The organism is Frankia sp. AiPs1, assembly GCF_023716945.1.
In the GTDB taxonomy this organism is placed as follows: Bacteria; Actinomycetota; Actinomycetes; order Frankiales; family Frankiaceae; genus Frankia.
Map to the genome: position 1 here is coordinate 1 of NZ_JAMQQF010000043.1, position 24,506 is coordinate 24,506.

18 protein-coding genes are annotated in these 24,506 nt (G+C 72.3%); 12 read left to right on the forward strand and 6 right to left on the reverse strand.

Annotation, left to right across the window (positions count from 1 at the left end; all coding sequences use genetic code 11):
* Positions 1 to 32 precede the first annotated feature (32 nt).
* The 4 genes from ND748_RS07325 to ND748_RS07340 form a co-directional block, all read right to left on the reverse strand.
* Positions 33 to 989, reverse strand: a complete 957-nt coding sequence (locus ND748_RS07325) for an aldo/keto reductase (RefSeq protein ID WP_251744903.1) — start codon at positions 987 to 989, stop codon at positions 33 to 35.
* A gap of 118 nt (positions 990 to 1,107) precedes the next feature.
* Positions 1,108 to 1,659: a hypothetical protein gene (locus tag ND748_RS07330; protein WP_251744904.1), complete on the reverse strand. Its 552-nt coding sequence runs from the start codon at positions 1,657 to 1,659 to the stop codon at positions 1,108 to 1,110.
* 379 nt (positions 1,660 to 2,038) lie between these two features.
* Positions 2,039 to 3,070, reverse strand: a complete 1,032-nt coding sequence (locus ND748_RS33860) for a helix-turn-helix transcriptional regulator (RefSeq protein WP_308205601.1) — start codon at positions 3,068 to 3,070, stop codon at positions 2,039 to 2,041.
* 326 nt (positions 3,071 to 3,396) lie between these two features.
* Positions 3,397 to 4,611: a DUF349 domain-containing protein gene (locus ND748_RS07340; RefSeq protein ID WP_251744905.1), complete on the reverse strand. Its 1,215-nt coding sequence runs from the start codon at positions 4,609 to 4,611 to the stop codon at positions 3,397 to 3,399.
* Positions 4,612 to 5,073: 462 nt separating this feature from the next.
* Between ND748_RS07340 and ND748_RS07345 the strand changes: the two genes are divergently transcribed.
* The 5 genes from ND748_RS07345 (at position 5,074) to ND748_RS07365 (ending at position 11,874) form a co-directional block, all read left to right on the forward strand.
* Positions 5,074 to 5,976 carry a carbohydrate ABC transporter permease gene (locus ND748_RS07345; RefSeq protein WP_251744906.1) on the forward strand — a complete coding sequence of 301 codons (903 nt, stop codon included), beginning with the start codon at positions 5,074 to 5,076 and terminating at the stop codon, positions 5,974 to 5,976.
* Positions 5,973 to 7,031, forward strand: coding sequence for a carbohydrate ABC transporter permease (locus ND748_RS07350; RefSeq protein ID WP_374215866.1), 1,059 nt, complete (start codon positions 5,973 to 5,975; stop codon positions 7,029 to 7,031). Before ND748_RS07345 ends, ND748_RS07350 begins: the two co-directional genes overlap by 4 nt.
* A 12-nt stretch (positions 7,032 to 7,043) precedes the next feature.
* Positions 7,044 to 8,402: an extracellular solute-binding protein gene (locus ND748_RS07355; protein WP_251744907.1), complete on the forward strand. Its 1,359-nt coding sequence runs from the start codon at positions 7,044 to 7,046 to the stop codon at positions 8,400 to 8,402.
* Entirely contained in the window at positions 8,399 to 9,583 is a 1,185-nt protein-coding gene (locus ND748_RS07360; RefSeq protein WP_251744908.1) for an ABC transporter ATP-binding protein, read from the forward strand. The genes ND748_RS07355 and ND748_RS07360 overlap by 4 nt, the downstream gene beginning before the upstream one ends.
* A gap of 941 nt (positions 9,584 to 10,524) precedes the next feature.
* A complete protein-coding gene (locus tag ND748_RS07365; RefSeq protein WP_251744909.1) occupies positions 10,525 to 11,874 on the forward strand; it encodes a transcriptional regulator in 1,350 nt (449 codons plus the stop codon).
* Positions 11,875 to 11,918: 44 nt separating this feature from the next.
* Here the strand turns inward: ND748_RS07365 and ND748_RS07370 are convergent, their stop codons facing one another.
* Positions 11,919 to 13,073 (reverse strand): folate-binding protein YgfZ, encoded by a 1,155-nt coding sequence (locus ND748_RS07370; RefSeq protein WP_251744910.1) that lies wholly within the window; start codon positions 13,071 to 13,073, stop codon positions 11,919 to 11,921.
* A 654-nt stretch (positions 13,074 to 13,727) separates the two neighbouring features.
* On the opposite strand from ND748_RS07370, the gene ND748_RS07375 reads away from it, so the two are divergent.
* Positions 13,728 to 14,462 carry a phosphoglyceromutase gene (locus ND748_RS07375; RefSeq protein ID WP_251744911.1) on the forward strand — a complete coding sequence of 245 codons (735 nt, stop codon included), beginning with the start codon at positions 13,728 to 13,730 and terminating at the stop codon, positions 14,460 to 14,462.
* A gap of 96 nt (positions 14,463 to 14,558) precedes the next feature.
* Here the strand turns inward: ND748_RS07375 and phoU are convergent, their stop codons facing one another.
* A complete protein-coding gene (phoU, locus tag ND748_RS07380) occupies positions 14,559 to 15,206 on the reverse strand; it encodes a phosphate signaling complex protein PhoU (protein ID WP_251744912.1) in 648 nt (215 codons plus the stop codon).
* Between the two features lie 356 nt (positions 15,207 to 15,562).
* Here phoU and ND748_RS07385 point away from each other — a divergent pair, with 356 nt between their 5' ends.
* The 6 genes from ND748_RS07385 to ND748_RS07410 form a co-directional block, all read left to right on the forward strand.
* Entirely contained in the window at positions 15,563 to 16,939 is a 1,377-nt protein-coding gene (locus tag ND748_RS07385) for a sensor histidine kinase (RefSeq protein WP_374215867.1), read from the forward strand.
* Positions 16,936 to 17,616, forward strand: coding sequence for a response regulator transcription factor (locus ND748_RS07390; RefSeq protein ID WP_044885072.1), 681 nt, complete (start codon positions 16,936 to 16,938; stop codon positions 17,614 to 17,616). Before ND748_RS07385 ends, ND748_RS07390 begins: the two co-directional genes overlap by 4 nt.
* Before the next feature lie 34 nt (positions 17,617 to 17,650).
* Complete coding sequence (locus tag ND748_RS07395; RefSeq protein WP_251744913.1) at positions 17,651 to 18,916, forward strand: Ppx/GppA phosphatase family protein; 1,266 nt, start codon at positions 17,651 to 17,653, stop codon at positions 18,914 to 18,916.
* Positions 18,917 to 19,206: 290 nt separating this feature from the next.
* On the forward strand, positions 19,207 to 20,142 hold the full coding sequence (locus ND748_RS07400) for a sugar phosphate isomerase/epimerase (RefSeq protein WP_285901742.1): 936 nt from the start codon (positions 19,207 to 19,209) through the stop codon (positions 20,140 to 20,142).
* 31 nt (positions 20,143 to 20,173) lie between these two features.
* The gene (locus ND748_RS07405; RefSeq protein WP_251744915.1) at positions 20,174 to 20,944 is read left to right on the forward strand and encodes a class I SAM-dependent methyltransferase; all 771 of its coding nucleotides are present in this window, start codon (positions 20,174 to 20,176) and stop codon (positions 20,942 to 20,944) included.
* Between the two features lie 914 nt (positions 20,945 to 21,858).
* The coding region (locus ND748_RS07410) for an acyltransferase family protein (RefSeq protein WP_251744916.1) at positions 21,859 to 24,506 on the forward strand (2,648 nt) is incomplete at its 3' end.

Below are 24,506 nucleotides of genomic sequence, written 5' to 3' on the forward strand. Positions count from 1 at the left end.
GGCGCGGTGGGCGCCCGCCGCCGTCGAGGGCCTCAGGAACCGGCTGGGCGGCGAGTCGGCGCGATCTTGTCGAGCACCGCGAGGTCGTCCGAGCGGGGCTGCCACTGGCCGGCCGCGGCGTTCGCCCGCACCTGGACCGCGCTCGTCGCGCCGGCGATGACCGAGGCGACGCCGGGCTGGGCGGCCAGTCCGCCGATCGCCACGTCGAGCAGGGAACGGTCCCGCTCCCTGGCGAAGGTCTCCAGCACGTCGATGCGGTCGAAGACCTCATCGGTGAGCTCGTCCTGCCGCCCGGCGAGCCGGGTTCCGGGCGCCGGCGCCTCGTCGCGCTGGTACTTGCCGGTGAGCAGCCCGTTCGCGAGCGGGAAGTAGGGGATGACGCCGATGCCGTACTTCAGCGTGGCCGGCACCAGTTCCGCCTCGGCGCCGCGCTCGAGCAGGCTGTAGTGATTCTGGGCGGAGATGAACCGGGTGGCGCCGGAAGCCCGCGCGGTCCACTCGGCGTCGGCGACCTGCCAGGCGTCCAGGTTGCAGGCGCCGATATAGCGGACCTTGCCCTCCTTGAGGACCTCGTCGAGCGCCTCGAGCGTCTCCTCGATCGGGGTGAAGGCATCCAGCTTGTGCAGCTGGTAGAGGTCGATGTAGTCCGTCTGCAGCCGGCTCAGGGAGCCCTCGACCGCCTTCCGGATGTACCGCCGCGATGCCCGGGCGCTGAAGTCCTGGCCGTACATGCCGCCCATGTCGCTGCCGAATTTCGTGGCCAGGACGACGTCATCACGGCGGCCCCGCAGAACGTGCCCGAGCAGAGTCTCCGAACCGCCCTTGTTCCCGTAGGTGTCGGCGGTGTCGAAGAAAGTGATCCCGGCGTCGAGCGCAGCATCGACGACCGCGCGGGTGCCGGCCAGGTCGACGCGTGAGCCGAAATTGTTGCATCCCAGACCGACGACTGACACGAGCAGTCCGGACGATCCCAGCGGGCGATAGCGCATGTACTCAATACAACACATCGGAGTGCCGCCCGCGGACACCAGGTCCGCGGGCGGCGGCCGACCTGTGCACGCTGGTGGTCGTCCATTGTTCATCCGCTGCGTGCTGGTTTGCCCGGCGTTACTTCTCTGGAGCGGCGTCGACGACCGCGCGGCCGACTGCCTCCGCCGCCCGGCGGGTCGACGTGCGCGCCGCGCGGGTCTGGCTGACCGCGGTCCGCGTGCGCTGCGCGGCCTGCTCGGTCGAGGGGCTGCGCCGGATGCTCGCCACCCGGCGCTCTCCGCGGGACGCGAAGGTGTTGTAAAGCTGGGTGGCGCGGTCCTGCAGGTCCGAGATCTGGGAGGTCACGGTGGCCGGCAGCGCGCGAACGGCGGTTCCCACCTGGGTGGGGACCCGGGCGGCCTGCACGGGCAGCGACCCGACCCGGTCGGAGAGCCGGCGGACCTCGCTGCTCGTCGTCGTGGGCAGGGCGAGCAGCTTCGCGACGGCGAGGTCGGCGGCCCCCACCGAGGCGTAGATCGGCTTGCGGACCTCCGCCAGCGGAACCCTGATCTCGGCCTTTACCTCGGCCTCGTCGCCGTGGGTCTGGGCGGTGGCGCGAGTGCTGGGGCGGGCGGCGGGCCGGCTGGCCGGGCGGCTCGCGGTGCGGGATGTCGTGCGCGTGGTGGCCATGGTGTCTCCCTCGGGTCGAGGACCTGTTGTCGTCGTGTAGGTGATTCCTGGGGTTTCGGCCGTCGCACCGGATGCGCTCCGGTGGCGGCTGTCGGGTCAGGGCGGTGCGGTCGACGTGGTGTCGGGGCAACGGATCGGTCGGTCTGGTGCCGGTCGGTCTGGTGTCGGTCGGTTTGGCAGCGGTCGGTCTGGTGCGGCCGGGCAGGCCGGTGCCGGCGCGGCGCTCCCGTCCGGCGGCGGGGCGGATGCCCGGGGCAGGTCAGGCGTCGGTCGCGCCGGCGCACCGGGTCCGTGTCCGTGTCCGTGTCCGGCCGCGGGGTGGCGGTCGAACCGGTGCCGTCGTTCGAGCCGCCGGGGGCTCATGGCCGCTGGTGCGGTTCTAGCCGCTGGCGCCGTTCGAGCCGCTGGTGCCGGTAGTGGTGGCCGGGCCGCTGGTGCGGGCGTCGGGACCAGTGGTGGTGCCAGGGTCAGTGGCGGTGCCAGGAGCAGTGGCGGTGCCAGGAGCAGTGGTGGTGCCGAGGCCGGTGACCGCGTCGGAACCGGTGACGGCGTCGGAACCGGGAGGGGTCCCGGGGCCAGCGGCGGAGCCGGGGGCGTCTGGTGGGCTGGCGGTGCGGCGACGGGAGCGGGTGGTGGCCGCGGTCGGCGAGGTGGCACCGGCCGACCTGGTCCGCCCGGTCCCCTCGGAGCCGCCGCGGGTGGTCGTCGTCGCCCGTTTGGGGCTACGACGCTTCGGCGCTGCCGGGGTGGGCGATGGCGCCGCCGCGTCGTCGGCCGGCACCGCCGCTACCGGGGCGTCCTGCGCCGTCTCGGTAGCGGTGCGACGACTGGTGGGCCGCCGCCGGGTGGTACTCGCCGCGGGGCGGGTCTTCGCCGCCGCGGTCGCCCTCGCAGCGCCGATGGCGTCGCCACCGGCAACGGCCGCATCGCCCGCCTCGCCGCCGCTCCCTGCATCCACGCCAGCGCCGCGATCCACGCCAGCGCCGTCATCCACACCGACACTCGCATTCACGCCGGCGCCGGAGCCGCCCCCGGCCGGGCCGCCGGCCGCCGTGCCGGCTCGGTTGGCGACGGCGTTCTCCGTGCAGAACGCCTCGTAGATGTCGAGCACCACCTGCTTCTGCCGCTCGGAAAGGGAATCGTCCGCGAGGATCGCCGCCATGACGTCTTCGCCGCCGTGCCGTTCCTCCAGAATTCCAGCCTGGACGTAGAGCACCTCGGCGGAGATGCGCAGCGCCTTGGCGATCTGCTGGAGAATCTCCGCGGACGGTCGGCGCAGACCTCGCTCGATCTGGCTGAGGTAAGGGTTGCTCACCCCCGCCTGCTTGGCGAGTTGACGAAGGGAGATCTGCGCGGCACGGCGCTGATCCCGGATGAAGTCGCCGAGATCGCGCACATTCAGGGCCGCCACCGGGTCACACGCCTCCTTCGACAGACGGGTCGGGCGGCACCCGACCGCTGCGGGCATCCCGCGCCGAGGACGCCGCCGACGGGGTGATCGGCGCTCGGCCACCGGAACGGGGAGCCCGGCACAACGCAACGTCAACGCGATCGACGATACGTCCGAGTGCTAACTCTGGCAAGCGCGCGAGTTAGCACTTTGGGGTGCTTCGCCCGAGGGGCGCCGGATATCCGCAGGCCCGGGCCACCGGCGGGCGGGCGGCAACCGTTCGCCCGTGACCGCCGTGACTCCTGTGACTCCTGTGACTCCTCAAGCCTGAGCTGGTCCGGAAGCGGTCAGTTCTCGGCCTGGGCCAGCCACGCGCGCTGGGTGGCCAGCGCCGCCTCGGTCTCGGCGATCTCCTTGGCGTTCCCGGCGGCCTGGGCGCGGGCGAGTTTGGCCTCCAGCTTGGCGACGGACTCTCGCAGCCTGGTCACGAAGGGCGAGGCGGCGATCGAACGCTGCTCCCATCTGGCATCCGCGGCGTCGCGCAGCTTGTCGCCGATCGCCGCCATCTGGCGTTCGAGCGTGCCGGCCGATTCGCGGGGAACCCGGCCGATCTCGTCCCACCGGTCCTGTAGCTCACGCAGGCGCCGCAGCGAGCGCTCGGTGTCGGCCGGGTCGAGGGCGGTCGCCTCGGCCAGCAGCTTCTCCTTCTGGACCTGGTTGTCCCGCAACTCCGCGTCCCGCTCGGCGGTCGCGGCGTTGCGCCGGTTGAAGAAGACGTCCTGCACCTCGCGGAACCGGTTCCACAGCGCGTCGTCGACGTCCTTGGCCGCCCGCCCGGCCGCCTTCCAGTCGGCGAGCAGGGTCCGATAGCGGGCAGTCGTGCCGGCCCAGTCGGCGGAGTCGACCAGCGCCTCCGCCTCGGCGATGATCGCCTCCTTCCGCTCCCTGGAGCGGGCCCGCTGGGTGTCCAGGGCGGCGAAGTGCGCGGTGCGCCGACGGGTGAACTCCTCGCGGGCGCCGGTGATGCGCCGCCACAGCGCCGAGTCCGTGCGCTTGTCCAGGGACCCGACGGCCCGGAACTCCTCGGCGAGGGTCCGGAATCGCTCTCCGGCGGTCTTCCACTCCGAGCTGCGGCCGAGCCTTTCGGCTTCGGTGACCAACTCCTCCTTGGCCGCGGCGATCCGGGCGGTCCGTTCGGCCCGCTCGGCGGCGAGCACGGTGCGCCGTTCCTCGGTGCCCGCGAGGACGGTCTCGAGCCGGGCACGCAGGGCGTCGAGATCACCGACAGCGGCGGCGGAGTCGAGGGAGTCGAGCAGCCGGCGGGCGCTGCCGGCGATCCCGCTCGGATCGACCCCGCTGAGGGTCAGCCGCCGTTCCAACAGCACGACCTCGGCACTCAGATCGGCGTAGCGGCGTTCGAAGTGGGCTAGGCCCTCGCTGGGGCTCCCGGCCCGCCACGATCCGACGGCGCGCTCACCGCTCGCCGTACGAACGAAGACGGTGCCGTCGTCGGCGACGCGCCCCCAGGTGGACGCTTGGCCGGATTCGCTGCGGTCACTCATCGTGTTCCCGAAGATCGACAGACGTTTCCTGTCATTCTTGCAGGCGTCGGCCGTGGAGGGGACGGCCGCCACGTATCCGGACACCATGAATCGGTGCCCGCACCGCTGCGGCGCGCCGGGATCCGGTCCGCGGGCCGCTGATGTCCGCTGGTTGCGTCGGTCCACCCGAACGCCGGTCCACCCGAACGCCGGCCCGGCCGTCCACGCCGTCGGCCGGCGGTGGGCCGCCCGGGGGGTCACAGGAAGGCACCGGTTGTTCATTCGGCGGCTCGACCCCGGGCTAGGCATCCCGCCATGGGTGGGGCCAAGATGCGTAATCGTGATGAGTGGGGTGAGTGGATGATGCGCGGCGGGTGGATGCCTGGCGTGGGTAGACGACTGGCCCGCGGTCGATGACTGGCCCGCGGTGCATGAGCTGGCTGCGGTCGATGATTGGTGTGGGTCGATGATTGGTGTGGGTGGATGAGTGGGGTGGGCGGCGGCCGGGTGCGTTGGCGCGTTGGCGCGTTGTTGGCGCCCGCCTTCGTCGGCCTCGGCCTGTTCGTCATCGGGCCGGCCCTGGTCTCGGCCTTCATCGCGGGGACCGACAAGACGCTGACCGGTCCGCATTTCGGTTGGGTGGGCACGGCGAACGCACGCACGGCCTTTTCCGACGACGACCTCGGCGGGGCCGTGCGCAACACGCTCGTGTACTGCCTCATCACCGTCATCCCCGCGGTCGCGGGCGGGCTGGCGCTGGCGCTGGCCGCGGAGCGGGTGGCCCACGGTCGCGCCCTGGTGCGCTTCGCGTTGTTCCTGCCGGTCAGCGCGAACATCGTCGCGATGGCGGTGGTATTCGCATACATGTTCGACAGCAGTCCCGACGGGTTCGCGAACACGGTGGTCGGTCTGTTCGGGGTGGCGCCGGTCGACTGGCTCGGCGACACCTCGACCGCCCTGCCGGTGGTCGCCCTTGTCGGCGGCTGGCGGCTGACCAGCTTCGTGTTCGTCGTCTACCTGGCCGGCCTGACCGCGATCCCGCGTTCGGTCTATGAGGCGGCCGACGTCGACGGCATCCGCGGGTTCGCCCGGCTGCGCCACATCACCCTGCCGCTGCTGGCGCCTACCACGGTCTTCCTGGGCGTCTTTGTGACGATCCTGACGCTGCAGACCTTCGAGACGGTCGCCGTCCTTACGAAGGGCGGCCCCCTGAATTCGAGTACCACCATCATTTACTACATTTACGAGGTCGGTTTCACCGGATCGTTCCGTATCGGATATGCCTCGATGATCGCCCTGTTGCTGCTCGTCGTCATCGTGGCGCTTGGCGCCGGCGGAGCGCTGCTCGGGCGGCGTTTCCGGCGGGCGCGAGAGGCCGTCGCGTGAGCGCCGGGACCAGCAGCGACGCCCCGGTCGGACCGCCCGACCCAGCCGACCCAGTCGGCCGAGCCGACCAGACCGACCAGACCGACCAGACCGACCAGACCGACCAGACCGACCAGACCGACCAGACCGACCCAGCGGGCCCGGCCGGCCCACCCGCGCCGGCAGGTCGCCCAGGCTCGGCCGCTCCCGCGCCGACGGCGGTACGCGCGGTGCGCCCGCGTCGTCGGCCGCCGGGCACCGCGACCCTCGCGCGTCTCGCCCTGCTCACCGTCGGAATAGTGGTCGCGGTCCTGCCGTTCGCCTGGATGCTGCGGACCGCGATCGGCCCTGCGCAAAGCGCCCTCGCGTTGGACTCCAACCCCATCCCGTCGCGGGTGCAGTTCCACTCGTTCGACCAGGCCTGGCACGCCGGCGACCTCGGATCCGCGCTGCTCACCGGGGTCGGGGTCAGCCTCGCCATCCTCGCCCTCCAGCTCGCCACGGCCGTCCCCGCCGCCTACGCCTTCGCCTGCCTGCGCTTCCGCGGGCGCACCGCGCTGTTCGCCGTCGTACTGGCCACACTGCTGGTGCCCGCTCAGGTCACCGCGGTGCCGAACTACGTGACGATCTCCGCGCTGGGCTTCGCCGACACCCGCGTCGGCCTGGTCCTGCCATTCATGACCCACGCTGGCATGATCTTCATGCTCCGCCAGTACATGAGCACCATCCCCGCCTCGGTCCTCGACGCCGCGCGGATGGACGGGTTGAGCACCTGGCGGACGCTACGCTCGATCATCGTGCCGCTCGCGGCTCCGGCGATCGCCTCGGTATCCGTGTTCAGCTTTCTGCTTTCCTACAACGAATACCTGTGGCCGCTGCTGGTCGCTCGGTCGCCCGGCATCGCCACCCCGCCGCTCGCCCTCGCCCGGCTGCTGTCGGATTCCTCGGCGATCATTCCCGATTTCGCCGAACTCACCGCCGCAGCACTGATCATCAGCCTGCCTTCGCTGGCCGTCTTCGTCGTCGCCCAACGCCGTCTCGCCGCCGGGATCACCGGCACGGGCGCCGGTGCCTGAGAGGAACATCGCGTGATCCGCATCCGCCGCTTGCTGCCCCTGACCGTGGCGGTCACCATGCTCACGTTGACGGCGTGCGGCGGAGGCGGTGACTCCGGCCCGGCGAACCCGGGCGAGAGCCTGCGTCCGACCGCGCGTTCCGCTGCCGCCGGCGTCGACAACGTGGCCGGCGCGACGGCGTCCCCGGAATGCGCCGCCAAGGTGAAGACCCTGCGGATGGCCACGGTCGGCACCCTCAACGACGTGGCGAAGTCGGGTAAGGCGTACATGGAGAAGGCCCATCCCGGCCTCACCGTGGACCTGAACACGACCGCTCCCGACTACACCGCGCTCGTCCAGCAGATCAGCGCCGACCGGTCGGCGGGCCGCTCCGTCGACGTCGCGGTCGCCGGCTTCGACCTGCTGCCGGTCTTCGCCCGCGAGCTCGGCGCTCAGGAGCTCTCCCCGCGTCTGCTGCGCGCCTCCTACGACCAGCGTCTGCTCGGCCTCGGCACCGTCGGCGGGAAGCAGATCGGGATCCCGCAGCAGGTCTCCTCGCTCGCCCTGGTCTACAACCTCGACGTCCTGACCAAGGCCGGCGTCGACCCCGCCACCCTCACCACCACCACCGGGGTGCTCGCCGCCGCGGACAAGATCAAGGCGTCCGGGCAGAACGTCCAGCCGATCGACCTGCCGACGGGCCAGCAGTTCGGGCAGTGGATCCTCAACACGCTGGCCAGCTCCAAGGGCACCCCGATCCAGGACGCGGCCGGCCGCCCGGCGCTGACCACCCCGGCGGCGGGCGAGGCCGCGGCGTTCCTGGCGAAGGTCGGCACCTACGGCCCGCAGTCCGCCGACCCGACCCAGCAGGGGCTGCTGCGCTTCGGCATCCGCAAGCAGACCGCGATGACCGTCGTGTCGGTCGCCTCGCTCGCCGGCGGGCTGAAGTTCATCGCCGGACAGGGGGCGAACGGTTTCCGGGCCGGCGCCATCCCGTTCCCGACCCTGCCCGGGGGCACCCAGCACCCGATCGCCGGCGGGAACGCGCTGACCGTCCTGGCCACCGACCGGTGCCAGCGGGAGATGGCGACCGAGCTGGTCGTCTCCCTGCTGTCCCCGGACGTCGTCGTCGCGAGCACCGAGGCGCTCAGCTACATCCCGGTGGACACCCAGGCCGCCAGCCAGCTCGGCCCGTTCTACGACACCTACCCGCAGCTCAAGCCGTTCCTCGCGCTCACCGGTTCGCTGGTCAAGGCGCCGGCGTGGGGCGGGGCCCGCGGCGGTGAGCTGCCGACCGCGCTGTCCGACCAGGTGGTCCGCATCGTCAAGGGCGAGGACCCGGCGAAGACGTTGGCCGCGGCGCAGACCGAGGCCGTGGAGCTGACCCGTTGAGCGCCCCGGCGCCCGCCCGGCCCGTTCCCCCGCTCGGGATGGTCACCGGCGTGCCGATCGAGGTCGACCGGATCAGCCGCTCGTTCGGCTCGGTGCGCGCGTTGCACGAGGTCTCGCTCACGGTCGCACCCGGGGAGATCGTCGCGCTGCTCGGACCGTCGGGCTCGGGCAAGTCGACGCTGCTGCGGATCTGCGCCGGGCTGGACGAGCCGACCACCGGCGACCTGCGCTTCGACGGGACCAGTCAGCTCGGCCTCCCGCCGCACCGCCGGGACGTCTCCATGGTGTTCCAGCACTTCGCGCTCTACCCGCACAAGTCCGCGCTGGACAACCTGACACTCGCCCTGCGGTACGGCCGCGGCCTGTCGAAGCCGGCCGCCGTGGCGAGGGCCCAGGAGACGCTCGCCATGCTCGGCATCGCCGACCTCGCTGACCGCCGCCCCACGCAGATGTCCGGCGGTCAGCGGCAGCGGGTCGCGATCGGCCGGGCGCTGGCCACCCGGGCGCGCGTCATTCTCCTCGACGAGCCCATGTCCGGCCTCGACGCCCAGCTCCGGGTCGAACTGCGGGTCGAGATCGTCGGCCTGCTGCGCAGCCTGGGCACCACCGCGCTGTTCGTCACCCATGACCAGGCCGAGGCGATGGCCGTGGGGGATCGCGTCGCCGTCCTCGGTGAGGGCCGCCTGCAGCAGATCGGCACCCCGGACGAGATCTACGACCGGCCCGCCACCCGCTTCGTCGCCTCCTTCGTCGGCAGCCCGCCGATGAACGTCTGGGACGGCCAGTGGCACGACGGCCGCCTACACGCCGACGGTTTCGCTGTGCCGGCGCCCGCGGGCGCGACGGCCTTCGGAGTCCGGCCCGAGCATCTCACCCTGCACGTCGGCACCGCGGACGTCGGCACCGCGGACGTCGGCACCGCGGGTGTCGGCGTCCCCGGTCAGCCCGGCCGCCTCGGCGGGACGGGCGGTTCGGCCGAGCTGCGGCTGTCGGGCGAGGTCGTCGTCTCCGAGCGGCTCGGGGCGGAGCGGACCGTCCACGTCCGCACGGGCGCCGGCGTGCTCGCCGTCCGGGTGGACGCCGCCCTCGTCCTGGCCCCCGGAGTCCCCGTGCTGCTCCGGGCTCCGACGTCGGCGCTCACGTACTTCACGCCCGACGGCGACCGCCTCGGCCATCCGTGACGGCTGCACCCGAACGTGCAATCCCGTCGGAGACCATGGGAATTGGTTCGCCGCCGCTGTTCCTGAGCGCCGCTGTTCCTGAGCGCCGCTGTCTTCCGTGCCGCTGCACCTGAGGGCCGCCGTCCTCGGCGCTGCCGATTCGGACTGCGGCCGCCCGACCTCGCGCCGCCGGGCGAAGCCCTCGACGTCTACCGAGGGTCACGACCACCTCGGCAGGGCTGCCGTCGTGCCGAGAGGTACGTCTGGCTTTCGGGCCTGAAACCGCCACTACCTTCGGCGCGATCCCTGTTCGCCGCCGTGCTTCTGCCGGTGATGTAGTCGGCCGGGACCGAGGCGGGCGCCGGCACGCCGACATGGACGATCTGCCGGCAAGGTCGGCCGCCCACTGCGAGGGGCGCGGTGGCCGGTGGCGTGGATCCTGGGCGGCTGCCGGCGTCTCAAGGCAAGCAACAGGCAGATCGGTTCCGCATTGTCGTCGTCGGCTAATTAGTTGGCGAGTAATTCGGATTCCGGGGAAATGCGCCGGCGGTTCGGAGAATGGGTGACGGTGGGTGGCGAGCTGTGATTTGCTGTCTGTCAAACGTCGCGTCGCGCGAACGGTGTCCAGCCGAGTCACATCCTTGGATGGTGCGGGTGGTAATCATGGAGAAAGGCGCACTTGACCGGGATGCGCTACCTGGCGGGTTCCGAGTGCATTCCGGTGGGTTGACGTCCGAGGTCGCGGCCGACGGCTCGCGCCGCTGCAGGCCTGGACATTCCGCCCGGATGCCCCCCGGGCAGTTGCGGCGACATCCGTGCAATCAAGGCCGCCAGTGGTCCGGCCGTGACCTCTGTGCACGCATCGCACCGGGGTCATCACTATGGACACCAAGATGTCGCGACATAGCGTCAGTGGGCGCTCACAGAATTGACCCAGGAGTTCCGACTCGAGGAGATCGTCGATGCTGACGGATAACGCGCACGCCTGCACTCATCCGCTCGCATTCGTCCGCGCGCAGCGTGGTTGGTCCTATCAGCGACTGGCCCGCGTGGTGGCCCGTCGTGCCCGTGACCTCGGGGTGGCGAACATGGCTGCCGAGCGTCAGAAGGTCTGGCGCTGGGAGCACCGCGGCGTCGTCCCGGACCGGGTCTCCCAGCTCGCCCTCGCCGCCGAGCTCGGCGTCCCGAACGACCGGCTGGAGTCGCATCCGTGGCCGGCCTGGCTGCCGACCGGTGACGCCGTGCGCACCGAATATCCGTGGACGCCGGCCGGCGGCATCACGTCGATCATGGATGTCGTCGAGGACGCTCTCTCCGACCGACGCGGTTTCCTGACGATCACCGGGGTCGGCGTCGCGGAGCTCGCGACGCAGTGGCTCGACCTGGAGCCCAGCCGGCTGTCCGCCGCGCTGAACGGTGGACGGGTCGACGATCAGATCGTGAACCGGATCGAACACAACATCCCCGGCCTACGGGTGATGGACGAGCGCCTCGGCGGTGAGAGCGTCCGGCGCCTCGTCGACGCGGAGCTCGGGGTGGTGGCGGACCTGTTGGTCCGCGGGTCCTACACCGAGCAGGTCGGCCGCCATCTGCACGTGGTCGCGGCCGAGCTCGCCCGGTTCGCCGGCTGGGTCTCCTTCGACGCCGGCTTCCAGACCGCCGCCCAGCGCTACTGGATCACCGCGCTGCACTCCGCGCACGCCGGCGGTGATCGGATGCTCGGCGCGAACGTGCTGAAGAACATGTCACTGCAGTGCGTCGACTTCGCCCGCCCGCGGGAGGCGGTGGATCTCGCCGATGCCGCCGTGACCAGCATCGGGGGGGCCAGCGGTCGGGTCGGCGCGATGCTGCACATGCGTCGCGCCCGTGCCCACGCCGCACTCGGCGAGGCCAGCGCGTGCGCGGAGGCACTGGCCCGTTCGGAGGAGGCGATGGACGCCGCCCGGCCCGAGGACCCGGCCTGGGCCGACTACTTCGACGAGGGCGAGTACCAGGCCCAGATCGGCAGCTGCTACATCGATCTCGGTCACCTTGCGCAGGCCGACCGGTGGCTGGAGCGATCTCTGGCGATCCTGCCGACCGCGCGGGCCCGGGACCGGGCGACCTACCTGCTGCGCCGGGCCGCCGTCCAGATCGACCTGGGCAACGTCGAGCAGGGCTGCGGGCTGACCCGGGAGGCGATGCCGATGTTGGAGGCGACGCGCTCCAAGCGCAACGCCCGCCGGGCCGACGAGCTGCGGCGCCGGCTGCGCCGCCACAGCGCCGACCCGGAGGCGCGCGAACTCGACCAGGTCCTCTCCCGCACCGTCTGAGCGGACCTCCGCGCGGACGGACCTCAGGACGGGTCCGTCGTCCGTCAGGAGGAGCGCAGCAGCCGGCCTGCCGGGCGCTTCGGTGCGGCCACCGCGTTGTCGTCGTCGTCCGGGTCGATCGCGGCGGCGACGGGGGCGCCGTCGGAGTCGGTGACGACGAGGGCGGTGCCCGCCGGCACCGAGCGCTTCACGATGGCCAGGGCGATCGGGCCGAGCTCCTCATGCATCTCGGAGGTGCCGACGAAACCGACGTCACGCCCTTCGGCCGTCACCGCCGAGCCGGGGGCGGCCACCGCGCCGTCGAGGTGGAGCAGGACGAGCCGGCGCGGCGGGCGGCCCAGATTGTGCACCCGGGCCACCGTCTCCTGGCCGCGGTAGCACCCCTTGTCCAGGTGCACGGCGTCGGCGAGCCAGCCCACCTCGTGCGGGATCGTGCGATGGTCGGTCTCCCGGCCCAGTCGCGGTCGGCGGGCGGCGATCCGCATGGCGTCGAAGGCGGCCAGCCCGGCGGGCACCGCGCCGGCCGCGAACAGCCGTTGCGCCGTCGCCGCGAGCGCCACCCGGTCGACGAGCAGATCGACCCCGTACGCCATCCGGCGCACCAGCGTGCTGTCCGCGGCTCGGGCCACCGGATAGGGGCCGGTGACCGGCGCGCCGGCGGGTTCCAGGGCGAGCGGCTCGGGCAGGTCCAGATCAGTACCGCCGAGGGCCGCGGCGACAGTGGCCGCCGCGGCCGGCCCGACCACGCTCAGCACCGCCGTGTGTGCGCCGACGTCCGTCGGCTCCACCCGGAGCAGGAAGCGCATCGACTCCAGGTAGCGCAGCAGCCCGGCGGCCGTGCCGGGTTCCACGTCCACCCAGGTGGCCGTGCCGTCGTCAGCGAGAACGAGATGGTGTTCGACGTGGCCCTGCGGGGACAGCACCAACGCCTCGCTGCCGCGCATCGCGCCCAACCCGGACAGGTGCTGGGAGGTGATGCTGTGCAGCCAGGACAGCCGGTCCGGGCCACCGATGCGGATGACCTCGCGGTGCGACCGGTCGACGAGGACGGCGCCGTCCCGCAGCGCGCGCTGCTCGCGCAGTGGATCGCCGTAGTGGGCGGCGACGGCCGCGTCGTCGCCGGCAGCCGGCACCGCGCCGGGCAGGTCGAGCAGCGGGGATTGGATGGCTGTGGTGCTCGGGGTGGACCCAGCGCTCATACCGTCGAGTCTAGGTCGCCGGCCGGGGCCCCAGGCCGCCGTCCACCGCCCGGCCGGGCCGACGCGGTCGCTCGACGTGCGGCCTGACCAGGGTATTCCGACGGGCCGGTATCACCGGTATCACCGGTGTCCCAGCCGGCGGCGCCGCAGCGCGTGTCCGGCGGCAGGCGGTGGCTTGCGGTGTTCCCGACCTGAGTGTTGCAAGCGTCCCATCGACGCGGGCGGAAAAGGCGTTGCGAGGTGGCCACCGGTCCGCGTAGCGTCTGCGGTACACGAGAAGGGAGGTGGTCCACACTTTGTATGCTCATAGGACTCGTGAGGTGTCTGTCAGCTAGCCGGTCTCGTGGTCCTCACCTCTAGCCGGGTGGCCCCACGGGCACCGGCACCGGCGAGTACCAGGCAGATCACCCGACCCCCGGGCGCCGTCGACAAGTCCCGACGGACCGCCACCGCTCACAGCGGCGGCGGAGCGCCCGGGGGTCGTTCATGTTCCGACCCAGGATGATCCGGGGCGCTCCGGCGGCGGCCCGCCCGCCCGTTCGGTGGGCGTCGGCGTCGGGCGATGCCGGCCGCGACCGGCGGCGATCCGCCCCGGCGGCGGTGGGAACCGGCAATGCTGGCCGAGGGCCCGGGCGAACAGGCAGGATCTCGGGTATGACGACCCTCGTCCTGCTCCGCCACGGTGAGAGCAACTGGAACCGCGAGAACCTGTTCACCGGCTGGGTGGACGTCGACCTGTCCGAGAAGGGCCTGAAGGAGGCCACCCGCGGCGGTGAGCTGCTGGCCGAGGCCGGTGTCCTGCCGGACGTCGTGCACACGTCCCTGCTGACCAGGGCGATCCGCACCGCCTGGCTGGCGCTGGACGCCGCTGGGCGGAGCTGGGTACCGGTCCGCCGCAACTGGCGGCTGAACGAACGGCACTACGGCGGCCTGCAGGGTCTGAACAAGGCCGAGACGCTGGAGAAGTTCGGCGAGGCGCAGTTCCAGCTCTGGCGCCGCTCGTACGACACGCCGCCGCCGGAGATCGGCCCGGAGCAGGTCAGCGGGGTGGACGAGCGCTACGACGACCTCGCCCCCGACCTCATCCCGCGCACCGAGTGCCTCGCCGACGTCGTCGCCCGCATGCTGCCCTACTGGTACGACGCGATCGTGCCCGACCTGCGGGCCGGCCGCACGGTCCTGGTCGCCGCGCACGGCAACTCGCTGCGGGCGCTGGTCAAGCACCTTGACCACATCAGCGACACCGACATCGCCGGGCTCAACATTCCGACCGGCATCCCGCTGCGCTACGAGCTCGACGAAAACCTGGGCGTGGTGAGTTCGGGGTACCTGGACCCGGATGCGGCCGCGAGTGCCGCGGCCGCCGTCGCCGCCCAGGGAAAGAAGTAACGACGCTCAAGCCTCCAGGCCCGCGGCACCCGCGCGGGCCTGGCGCGTCGTCCCGGGAGGGTGGTCCCGGGGGAGTCGCCGGACCGGGAGCGCCGGTCAGGACGCGGCAATCTCCCCGGTGACCAGGTAGATCACCCGTCGGGCCACGGAGACCGCGTGGTCGGCGTACCGCTCGTAGTAGCGGCCGCAGAGGGTGATGTCGATCGCCGCCTCCATGCCATGCGGCCAGGGCTTCTCGATCAGCACCCGGAACAGGGCGCGGTGCAGCCCGTCCATCATGTCGTCGTCGGCCTCGAGCTGCTTGGCGAGCTCGGTGTCCCGGCTGGCGATCACCGAGCCGGCCTTCGCGACGATGCGCTGGGCGACCTGGCCCATCTCCAGCAGGGTCGCGCGCAGCTCCGGCGGGACTGCCCGGCCGGGGTACCGGCGGCGCGCCACCTTCGCCACGTGCAGCGCCAGGTCGCCCATCCGCTCCAGGTCGGCGACGATCCGCAGGGTGGTGACCATCATCCGCAGGTCGGTGGCGACCGGCGCCTGGCGCGCCATGACGTCGAACGCGCGTTCCTCGATCTCGTTGCGCAGCAGGTCGACCGTCTCGTCCCCGCTGATGACGTTCTCGGCGAGCTGGAGGTCGGCGTCGAGCAGGGCGGTCGTCGCTCGAGCCATGGCCGAGGCGACCAGGTTGGTCATCTCGATCAGAGACTGGTTGATGCTTTCGAGTTCATCGGTGAAGGCGTCCCGCACGGACGGCTCCTCCTGTTCGCTAGTGGGCCGAGGGATGGCTGTGGGGTGGAGCTTGGACCGAACTAATCGAACCAGTCGAACTATCGGGACGAATCGCCGCGATCGCGATGACGGCGCCGTGTCACGCCGAACCTCGACGATGATGCGCACCTCTCGCGGTCCGGTGAACATCGACGATAGGTCCGATGAACAACTGGCGACCATCGGCAGTGGAGGCTTGCGGAGCGATGTCCAGGCGGCATGCAGGCACCTAGCATGCGGCGAGTGGGTGACAGGTCGGCGGATGCCGTGACAACCCGTGCACACCACCCCGAGCTGCCCGCGCCCACCGGGCGGCCCGACACGATGGATGGACGATGACGGTGGTACCCGGCAGTAGCATCCCGCCAACCGGCCCCGACGGGGTCGCGGACGGCGGGACGATGCTGCCCGCGAAGCTGGTCCGCAGGGTCATCTCCGGCCTGCCGACCGGCCTGATCGTTTTGGCGGCCGACGACCGGGTTGTCCTGGTCAACACGGTCGCGCGGCGGATGGGCGTGGTCGACTCCGACGAGCTCGCGGTGGCGGAGCTGGCCGAGCTGGTGCAGGCGACCCGCGGGACGGGCACTGCCCGGGAGCGCCAGATCGACCTGCCACCGGTGCCCGAGCCGCCGCTGACCCGACCCCGGCCCGACCAGGAGGGCGTGGCCGTCCGCGTTCGGGCTCGCATGCTGGACTCGTCCGGTCATGTCGCCGTCATTCTGGATGACATCACGGAGTCGCGTCGGGTCGAGGCGGTGCGACGGGACTTCGTCGCCAACGTCAGCCACGAGCTCAAGACACCGGTGGGCGCGCTGCACGTCCTCGCCGAGGCGGTCGCCGCGGCCAGCGAGGACCCGGTGGCCGTGCGCCGGTTCGCCTCTCGGATGACGCACGAGTCGGCCCGGCTCGCCCGGCTGGTACAGGAGATCATCGACCTGTCCCGGCTGCAGGGCGCGGAGCCGCTGCCCGACCTGCAGCCGCTGCCGACGGCGGCGCTGCTCGCCGAGGCGGTCGACCGCACCCGGCTCGTCGCCCAGGCGCAGGCGATCTCCATCGCCGTGATCGGCGACGGGGAGCTGCATGTGGTCGGCGACGAGAACCAGCTCGTCACCGCGGTGGCGAACCTCCTGGACAACGCGATCAGCTACTCGCCACGCGGCACCCGGGTGGTGCTCGGCGTGCGCCGCAGCGGATCGATCGTGGAGATCTCGGTCGCCGACGAGGGCATGGGGATCGCGGAGAAGGACCTGGAGCGGGTCTTCGAGCGGTTCTACCGGGCGGACCCGGCCCGCTCCCGGGCGACGGGCGGAACGGGGCTCGGCCTCGCGATCGTCAAGCACATCGCCACCAATCACGGTGGGTCGGTGACCGTGTGGAGCGCGGAGGGTGCGGGGTCCACGTTCACCTTGCGGCTGCCGCTCTTCACCGGTCCGACGCCGCCGTTCACCTTCGAGGACCGCCGCGCTGCGGAGACGATCGGATCCGAGCCCCCCGACGAGGAGGGCGCGCCGGGTGACCATCCCGACATCATCGCCGGTGCCGGTGCCGGTGCCGGTGCCGGTGACGCGGGCCGGGCGACCGGTGCTGGTGGTGCCGGCCGCGGTGGCGGTGACGGAAGCAAGGCTGCCGGGGCGGTGCGCCGCCCCGGCGGCAACAGGCAGCGGTCCGGGTCGGCCGGTCCGTCCGATGTGACAGGTGGAGCGAACAGGTGACCCGGCTGCTCGTGGTCGAGGACGAGGAGTCCTTCTCCGATGCGTTGTCCTTCATGCTGGAACGGGAGGGCTTCGAGGTGGGGGTCGTCGCCGACGGCCCCAGCGCGCTGGCCGAGTTCGACCGGCGCGGCGCCGATCTCGTCCTGCTCGACCTCATGCTGCCCGGCCTGTCCGGCACCGAGGTGTGCCGCACGCTGCGGACCCGGTCCAGCGTGCCGATCATCATGTTGACCGCGCGGGACAGCGAGATCGACAAGGTGCTCGGCCTGGAGCTCGGCGCGGATGACTACGTCACCAAGCCGTTCTCGGCCCGCGAGCTCGTCGCCCGGATTCGGGCCGTGCTGCGCCGCCGATCGGAGACGGAGGAGGTCGCGGAGGCCACGCTGGAGGCCGGACCGGTCCGGATGGACGTCGAACGACACGTCGTCACGGTCGACGGCAGCACGGTCACCCTCCCGCTCAAGGAGTTCGAACTCCTGGAGATGTTCCTACGCAACGCCGGGCGGGTACTCACGCGGGGTCAGTTGATCGACCGGGTGTGGGGCTCCGACTACGTGGGTGACACGAAGACCCTGGACGTACACGTCAAGAGACTGCGGACGAAGATTGAGCGCGAACCCGGGAATCCGCGGCACCTGGTGACCGTGCGGGGCCTGGGTTACAAGTTCGAGCCGTGATCAGGTAGGTCGCGGCGGAGGGGGCGGTGAACAGGTGCTCGGTGGCGTGCGTCCGACAGGGTGGTTCCCCCTCGGGGCCAGCCGTACGACCTCTCGCGCCGAGCACGCCGCGCAGAGCCAGGACTCCGCGGGCGACGGTCGCGCCGAAGCTGGTGGCGCCGAAACTGGTGGCGCCGGAGCTGACCGCGAGGCGGCCCGAGGCCGGCAGGCCGTCGAGGCCCGGGACGCCGCCGAGGTCGGGCCGGTAGGGCCGGTAGGGCCGGTCGGTACTGCCGTGGCGGTGGTCGGCGGCCCAGCTGCATCCGTGCTCGCGCGGCCCGCGGTCGATGTGAGCCCACCGCCGGCGGGATCCCATCCCGGTCCGATGCGGCTCGGTGTGATCGACATCGGCTCGAACACCGTCCACCTGCTCGTCGTCGACGCCCATCGGGGCGGGCAACCGCAGCCGGCGGCCAGCGTGCGAGCGCCGCTGCGGCTGGTCGAGCTGCTTGACCCCGACGGATCGCTCGGGCCTGCCGGCGAGCGGGATCTGACCGCCTGCGTGCTGGACATGCGCCAGCAGGCGGACGCCCTCGGGGTGCACGACCTGGCCGCCTTCGCGACCTCGGCGCTACGCGACGCGACCAACGGCGAGCAGGTGCTGGACCGGGTCAAGGGGGCGACCGGGATCGCGATCGGGGTCCTGCCGGGGGAGGAGGAGGCCAGGCTCACCTTCCTCGCCGTGCGGCGCTGGTTCGGCTGGAGCGCCGGGCGGCTGCTGGCTCTGGACATCGGCGGCGGCTCCCTGGAGATCGGCGCCGGCATGCACGAGGATCCGGAGGTGGTCGCGTCGCTGCCGCTGGGCGCGAGCCGACTCAGCCGGGACTGGCTGGCCGACAACGACCCGCCCAAGCGGGCCGAGCTCGCCGAGTTGCGGCGCTACGTGCGGGCCCAGATCGCGCCGGTCGTCGGCACGATCTACCACCTCGGCGAGCACACCCGGGCGGTGGCCACGTCGAAGACGTTCCGTTCGCTGGCGCGCATCGCCGGCGCCGAGCCCTACAGCCGCGGGCCGTACACCCGCCGGGTGCTGCGCCGCGACGACCTCACGGAGGTCCTGGCGAAGCTGTGCCGGATGCCGGTCGAGGAACGGGTCGGGCTGCCGGGCGTCTCCGCGTCGCGGGCGGGGCAGCTCGTCGCCGGCGCCGTGGTCGCCGCCGAGGCGCTCGACCTGTTCAGCATCGACGAGGTGGAGATCTGTCCCTGGGCGCTGCGGGAAGGCGTCATCCTGCGTCGCCTCGACTGGCTCACCTCGGCCTGATCGGATGGGCGGAAAGGGCATCGCCGCGGGGCCGGTGGACGCGGGGGTATGGGGTTAGATGTCCTGTTGCGGGAGGGGCGCGGTAGCGTCACGATAACGGGATGTTGCCGTTGTCACGTGCCATGTGGGGGTACGCACCCTCGACGGTCGGGCATGGGAGCGAGCGGGTCCGTGAAGATGGCCTAGCCTGGACGAGGGGAACGGTCGAGCAGACCGGTTCTCGGTCCGTACGGCAGGGAGATGGTTTGCAGGCGTCGCGTGAAGTTGCGTGGCCGGTGTCGCCGGTCTTGATGGCCGCCGCCCAGGTGCCCCCGGAGCGGGCCGTCCCCGCGCCGGCCGCGCCCGCGGTCGCCCGGCCTCCTCGGTCCGCAGTCGTCCTGCCTCGCGGCGCCCCCGCTCGGGTCCCCACGCCGCCCAGCGCGCGGGTTGCGCTGTCCACCGCCTCGACCTATCCGGAGTCCACGGCGTCCGCCTTCGAGATGGCCGCGCGGCTGGGCTACGACGGGGTCGAGATCATGGTCTGGACGGATCCGGTCAGCCAGGACTCGGAGGCGCTACGCCGGCTGGTCGATTACCACGGCATCCCGATCCTGGCGATCCATGCGCCGTGCCTGCTGCTCACCCAGCGGGTCTGGGGCACCGACCCGTGGGCGAAGCTGGTGCGGGCGCGCACCGTCGCCGAGACGCTCGGCGCCCCGACGGTCGTCGTCCACCCGCCGTTTCGCTGGCAGCGGGACTACGCCCGGGAGTTCGTGACGGGCATCGAGCGGATGGCCGGGGAGACCGCGGTGCGGTTCGCGGTGGAGAACATGTTCCCGCTGCGCGCCCGCGGCCGGGAGGTGTCCGCGTACGCGCCGGACTGGTCGCCGGTCGAGGACGACTACGCCCACGTCACCCTCGACCTGTCGCACACGAGCGTGTCGCGCTCGGACCCGATCGCGCTGGCCGGCGTCCTCGGCGAGCGGCTTGTCCACGTGCACATGGCCGACGGGCTCGGATCGGCCAAGGACGAGCACCTCGTTCCCGGCCGCGGCACGCAGCCCTGCGCCGAGCTGCTCGAGCTGCTGGCCGTCGGCAGCTTCGACGGGACGATCGTCGTCGAGATCAACACGCGCCGCGCCGAGTCCCGCGCCCAGCGGGAGGCCGACCTGGCCGAGGCGCTCGCGTTCACCCGGCTGCACTTTGCCGCGCCGTCCGCCGCGGGACTTCACCACACCTACGGCTGACACGTCGGCGGTTAGTCGCCACCATGGTGGCATGTCCCGAGGACGGACCCCGACCGGCTCGTTGTTCGACCCGCTGGCGGATGCCTACGCCGCCGCCCGGCCGAGCTATCCCGAGCACGTCTTCGGCGACATCGAAAGAGTTCTGGGCCGCCCGCTGGCGGGGACGGATGTCATCGACGTGGGCGCCGGCACCGGCATCGCCACCCGGCTGCTGCTCGCCCGCGGCGCGCGCGTCGTCGCGGTGGAGCCCGGTCCGAGCATGCTCGCCCGGCTCCTCGACCGCAGCCCCGGCGTGCCCGCCGTCCGGGGCGACGGGGAGGCCCTGCCGCTGCGGGCGGGGGTTGCCGACCTGGTCTGCTATGCGCAGGCCTGGCACTGGGTGGACGTGCCGGTCGCGGCGGCGCAGGCCGCGCGGGTGCTGCGCCCGGGCGGCGCGCTCGCCGTCTGGTGGAACGACGTCGACGCGGCGGAGTTCCGCTGGTGGCAGCGCCAGCAGGAACGGCTGGAACGGATGAGCCCCGGCTACCGGCGCGAATACCGCTCCCGCCCGTTCGCCGACGAGTTGCGCTGGACCGGTCACTTCAGTGAGGTCGTCACCCTGACCGGGCGCTGGCGTCGGCGCATCGGAATGGACGACTACCTCACGTGGCTGCGCTCCAAGTCGTACGTCGCGGCAATCGGTGATCGCCTCGACGACTTTCTTGACGCCGAGCGTCGGACCATGCTTCGGGCCTTTCCCGACGGTGTCGTGGTCGAGCCCTTTCGTACCCTGCTGGTGATTGCGCGGATGCCGGAGGCCTGAGCTGCCCGTGGCGGCCCGTGGGTGACCCGGTGCGCATTCCCGAACCGGTCGGTGACACCCCGCCGCCCTCGTCGTCCTGTTTGTAATGAATCGGGTACTGTGGGTGCAGGTGGTCGTCATGTCGGTTTCAAGACTGAGTACCCCACTCGCTCCAGATTTACCGGTCCGTTAGTCTTGCGGCGTTCGCGGGGGTGGTGTCGTACTTTGTTGGCGAAGCGCAGTGTTACGGGTACCGCGTGTGGATCTGGCCCGGATGGGCTGATCGGTGCACGGACCGCAGCGCCGTGTCCGGCCCGTCCCGGCGCCACAGGTCACCCCTGAGCCGAACGCCGACCGCCGGCGTTCCGCTAGAGGAGGCGACGGTCATCATGCGGCGTGGTCCGGAACGGGCTGGAGCGGCGGACTCCTGGGCGGCGGCTACCGGCCCGATGACCCCCTGGCAGGCGCAGACCGGGCCGATGGATCCGCGCTCCGGGGATCCGCGCTCTGGGGAATCCCGCTCCGGGGATCGGTGGCCAGAGGACCGGAGCCCAGGGGATCGGCGCACGGGAGACCTCCGCGCAGGCGATCTGCAGACGGCGGATCGGCGCTCCGGGGAATCGCGTGCGGCGGATCTGCGCACGGGGGCTCGGTATTCAGGGGATCAACACAGGGGGAACCCTCAAACGGGGGATCCACGCGCTTCGAACCCGCGTGCGCGGGAGGCGCGGGCCGGGCACGAGAGGGCCGGGCACGAGCGCGGCGGGGCGCCTGACGGTACCGGTCCGCGGCGCGGCGCCCAACCGCCGCCGCGATCGTCGGCACCAGCCCGGCAGGCCGGCGCCTCGTCCGCGGACGCCGCCGCGAAGTTCGCCTACAACCCGGCCCTCGACGGGCTACGGGTCGTCTGCATCTACATCATCCTCGCCGGCCACATGGGCGCGATCCACGCCAGCAACGTGGCGGTCGACGTCTTCTTCGTCCTCAGCGGATTTCTCATCACCGCACTGCTGCTCGCCGAGCGCAGCCGGACCGGGACGATCTCCCTGGGCCGCTTCCTGGTCCGGCGCGCCTACCGCCTCATGCCCGCGATGTGGGTCTACCTGCTTGTCGGGCTCGCCGTCACGGTGGCGTTCAAATGGAACGACGTCCCCTTCCGGGACGACTACATCGGCAGCGCGCTGTCCGCGTTCTTCAACGTCAACAACTGGTACAAGGTCGTGCATCCGGCGGCGGGCGGTCGCTGGCTGGCCCACGTCTGGTCGCTGTCGCTGGAAGAGCAGTTCTACCTGCTGTGGCCGGGGCTGTTCCTGCTCGTCACCCGGTCTGCGCGGCTACGGCCGCACCTGATCAAGATCTTGCTCACGATGATCGTGGTGTGCGCGGTCTGGACGTACACCGTCGCCAGCGGCGGTGCGCCGCACTCGCGGGTGTACCTGGCCCTCGACACCCACGTCGCCCCGCTGCTCATCGGCTGCCTGCTCGCCGTCTGGCGAGACGCCCGACTGCGGGCCCTGGCCGAGGAGGCCCTGGCCGGGGGGGAGCCGGTCGCCGAACCTGCCACGGGTGGGCGCCGCCGCCGGCACTCCCCGCAGCCGGGGAGCAGGGTCACGCCGGTCACCTCGGCTGCCGTCGAGCGCTGGACGGTGGGCCGGCGCATCGCCGACCTCGGCCTCCTCGCGGGGATCGGGCTGATCTTCTTCGCCTTCCTCGGGCCGAACAAGGACACCCACGACGCCAACTGGCTCGATCATGCGGCCTACATCCCGAGCGCCCTGCTCGGCGCGATCGTCATCCTCAGCGCCGACCTGCGCCGGGACACCGCCTGGGTGCGCCTGCTCGGCAGCCCGCGGATGGCCTTCCTCGGCAAGATCACCTTCAGTATCTACCTGTGGCATTACCCGGTCATCTCGGCGGCCAACGGTCAGCTCGTGCCCCGGATCGGGCTGTGGCCCTCGGTGGTGTGCGCCGCCGCCGCCAGCACGTTCATCGCCTACTTCTCGAACCGGTTCGTCGAGAAGCCCGCGCAGCGGGCCCGCCCCAAGTGGGCGGACACCCCCCGTGGACCGGCGACGACGGAAAGTCCCGCCGCCCGCCTCGCGCCCGAGCCGGCCGGACGGCCCGAGGGAACCGGACGGCTCGAGGAGACCGGACGGTTCGAGCGGGCTGACCGGCGCGAGCGGGCTGACCGGCGCGAGCGGGCTGACCGGTTCGAGGGGGCCGGCCGGTTCGAGGGGGCTGGCCGGTTCGAGGAGGACTGGCGGTCCGAGGACACCGACCGCGGCGAGGACACCGCCCGGCTGGAACTCCCGGGCAACGCCGGCCGAGTCGCCGCCGGCCGAGTCGCCGCCGGCCACCGCGCCGCTGCGAACAGGCGCGGCGATGCCCGGCACGCGGACCCCGGTCTCGCCGCCGCCCCGCCCGCGGGCTCCGGGTACGTCGAGGCGGGACACGGCAGCGATCGCCAGGGCCGCGGCGAACCGATCGCGGACGACCGGCGATACCCACAGCGGGTCGGGCGGGCCGCGGGCACCGAGCCCGGTGTCGGCCGTCGGCCTCAGGATCGCAGCGACGGGCGTCCCACCCATGCCGATGACGACCGTGCCTACCGCCCGGCTGCCCACATCTCGGCCGCCTACGGCGACGGCTGGGACGGCGAGAGCGCCGATGCGAGCGGCCCACAGTCCGACCCGCGGTGGCACGACGCTGGCCAGGATCGTGCCGGGCGAGGCTGGGGTGAGCAGCAACCGCCCGGTTTCCACGGCCGAGGCCTGGGCGGCCACCTGAGCACGGATCCGCGTGCGGGGGGATCGCCGGGCATCGCGGAGCCGGACACCGACGACGATGCTGACGTGTGGATCGATGAGGGGTACGCGCGTCCCCGCGCCGGTTACGCGACCACGCCGGCCGACCGGACCTGGCCACCGCGTACCGCCCCGGCCGCCCGCGCCGCGTCCGCGGGCCACTCCGGTCCTGCTGGACACCCTGATTCGGCTGGCTACGGCAGCCAGGGCAGCGTTGGCGGGTACGGCGGTCAGCGCAGGTACGGCAGCGCCGGCAGGGACGAGGATCCCGGCGGCTACGACGCTGCGGGGGGTTACGACGCTTCGGCGAGCTACAGCGCCTCGGCAGGCTATGGCGTTCGGGAGGGGTACGGCGCTTCGGCGGGCTATGGCGCTTCGGCGGGCTATGGCGTTCCGGAGGGGTACGGCGCTTCGGCGGGCTATGGCGCTCCAGGGGAGTATGGCGCTTCGGCGGGCTATGGCGCTGCCGGCGGTTACAGCGGTCTGGGGGGTGACCCGCTGACGGGCCCGACCCCGCCGCCGGTCGGGCCCGCCTACGTGGACCATGCGTACCTCGAGGAGCCGAACGTCGGCCAGGGCCAGGGCCAGGGCCAGGCGCAGGGGCCGGCGCCGAGGGCTGACGCGGGCGAGCGGCCGCGGGCGCAGGGGTACGACTCCCACCCGGCGCAGGACCCGCTTGCCTACCGCGGGCATGGTCCGGGCCAGGGCGGCTACGCCGACGACGGCGGGTCCGAGCGCCAGACGGGTGGCAGCCGGCCGCCGGCCGCGGGCCGCGATCC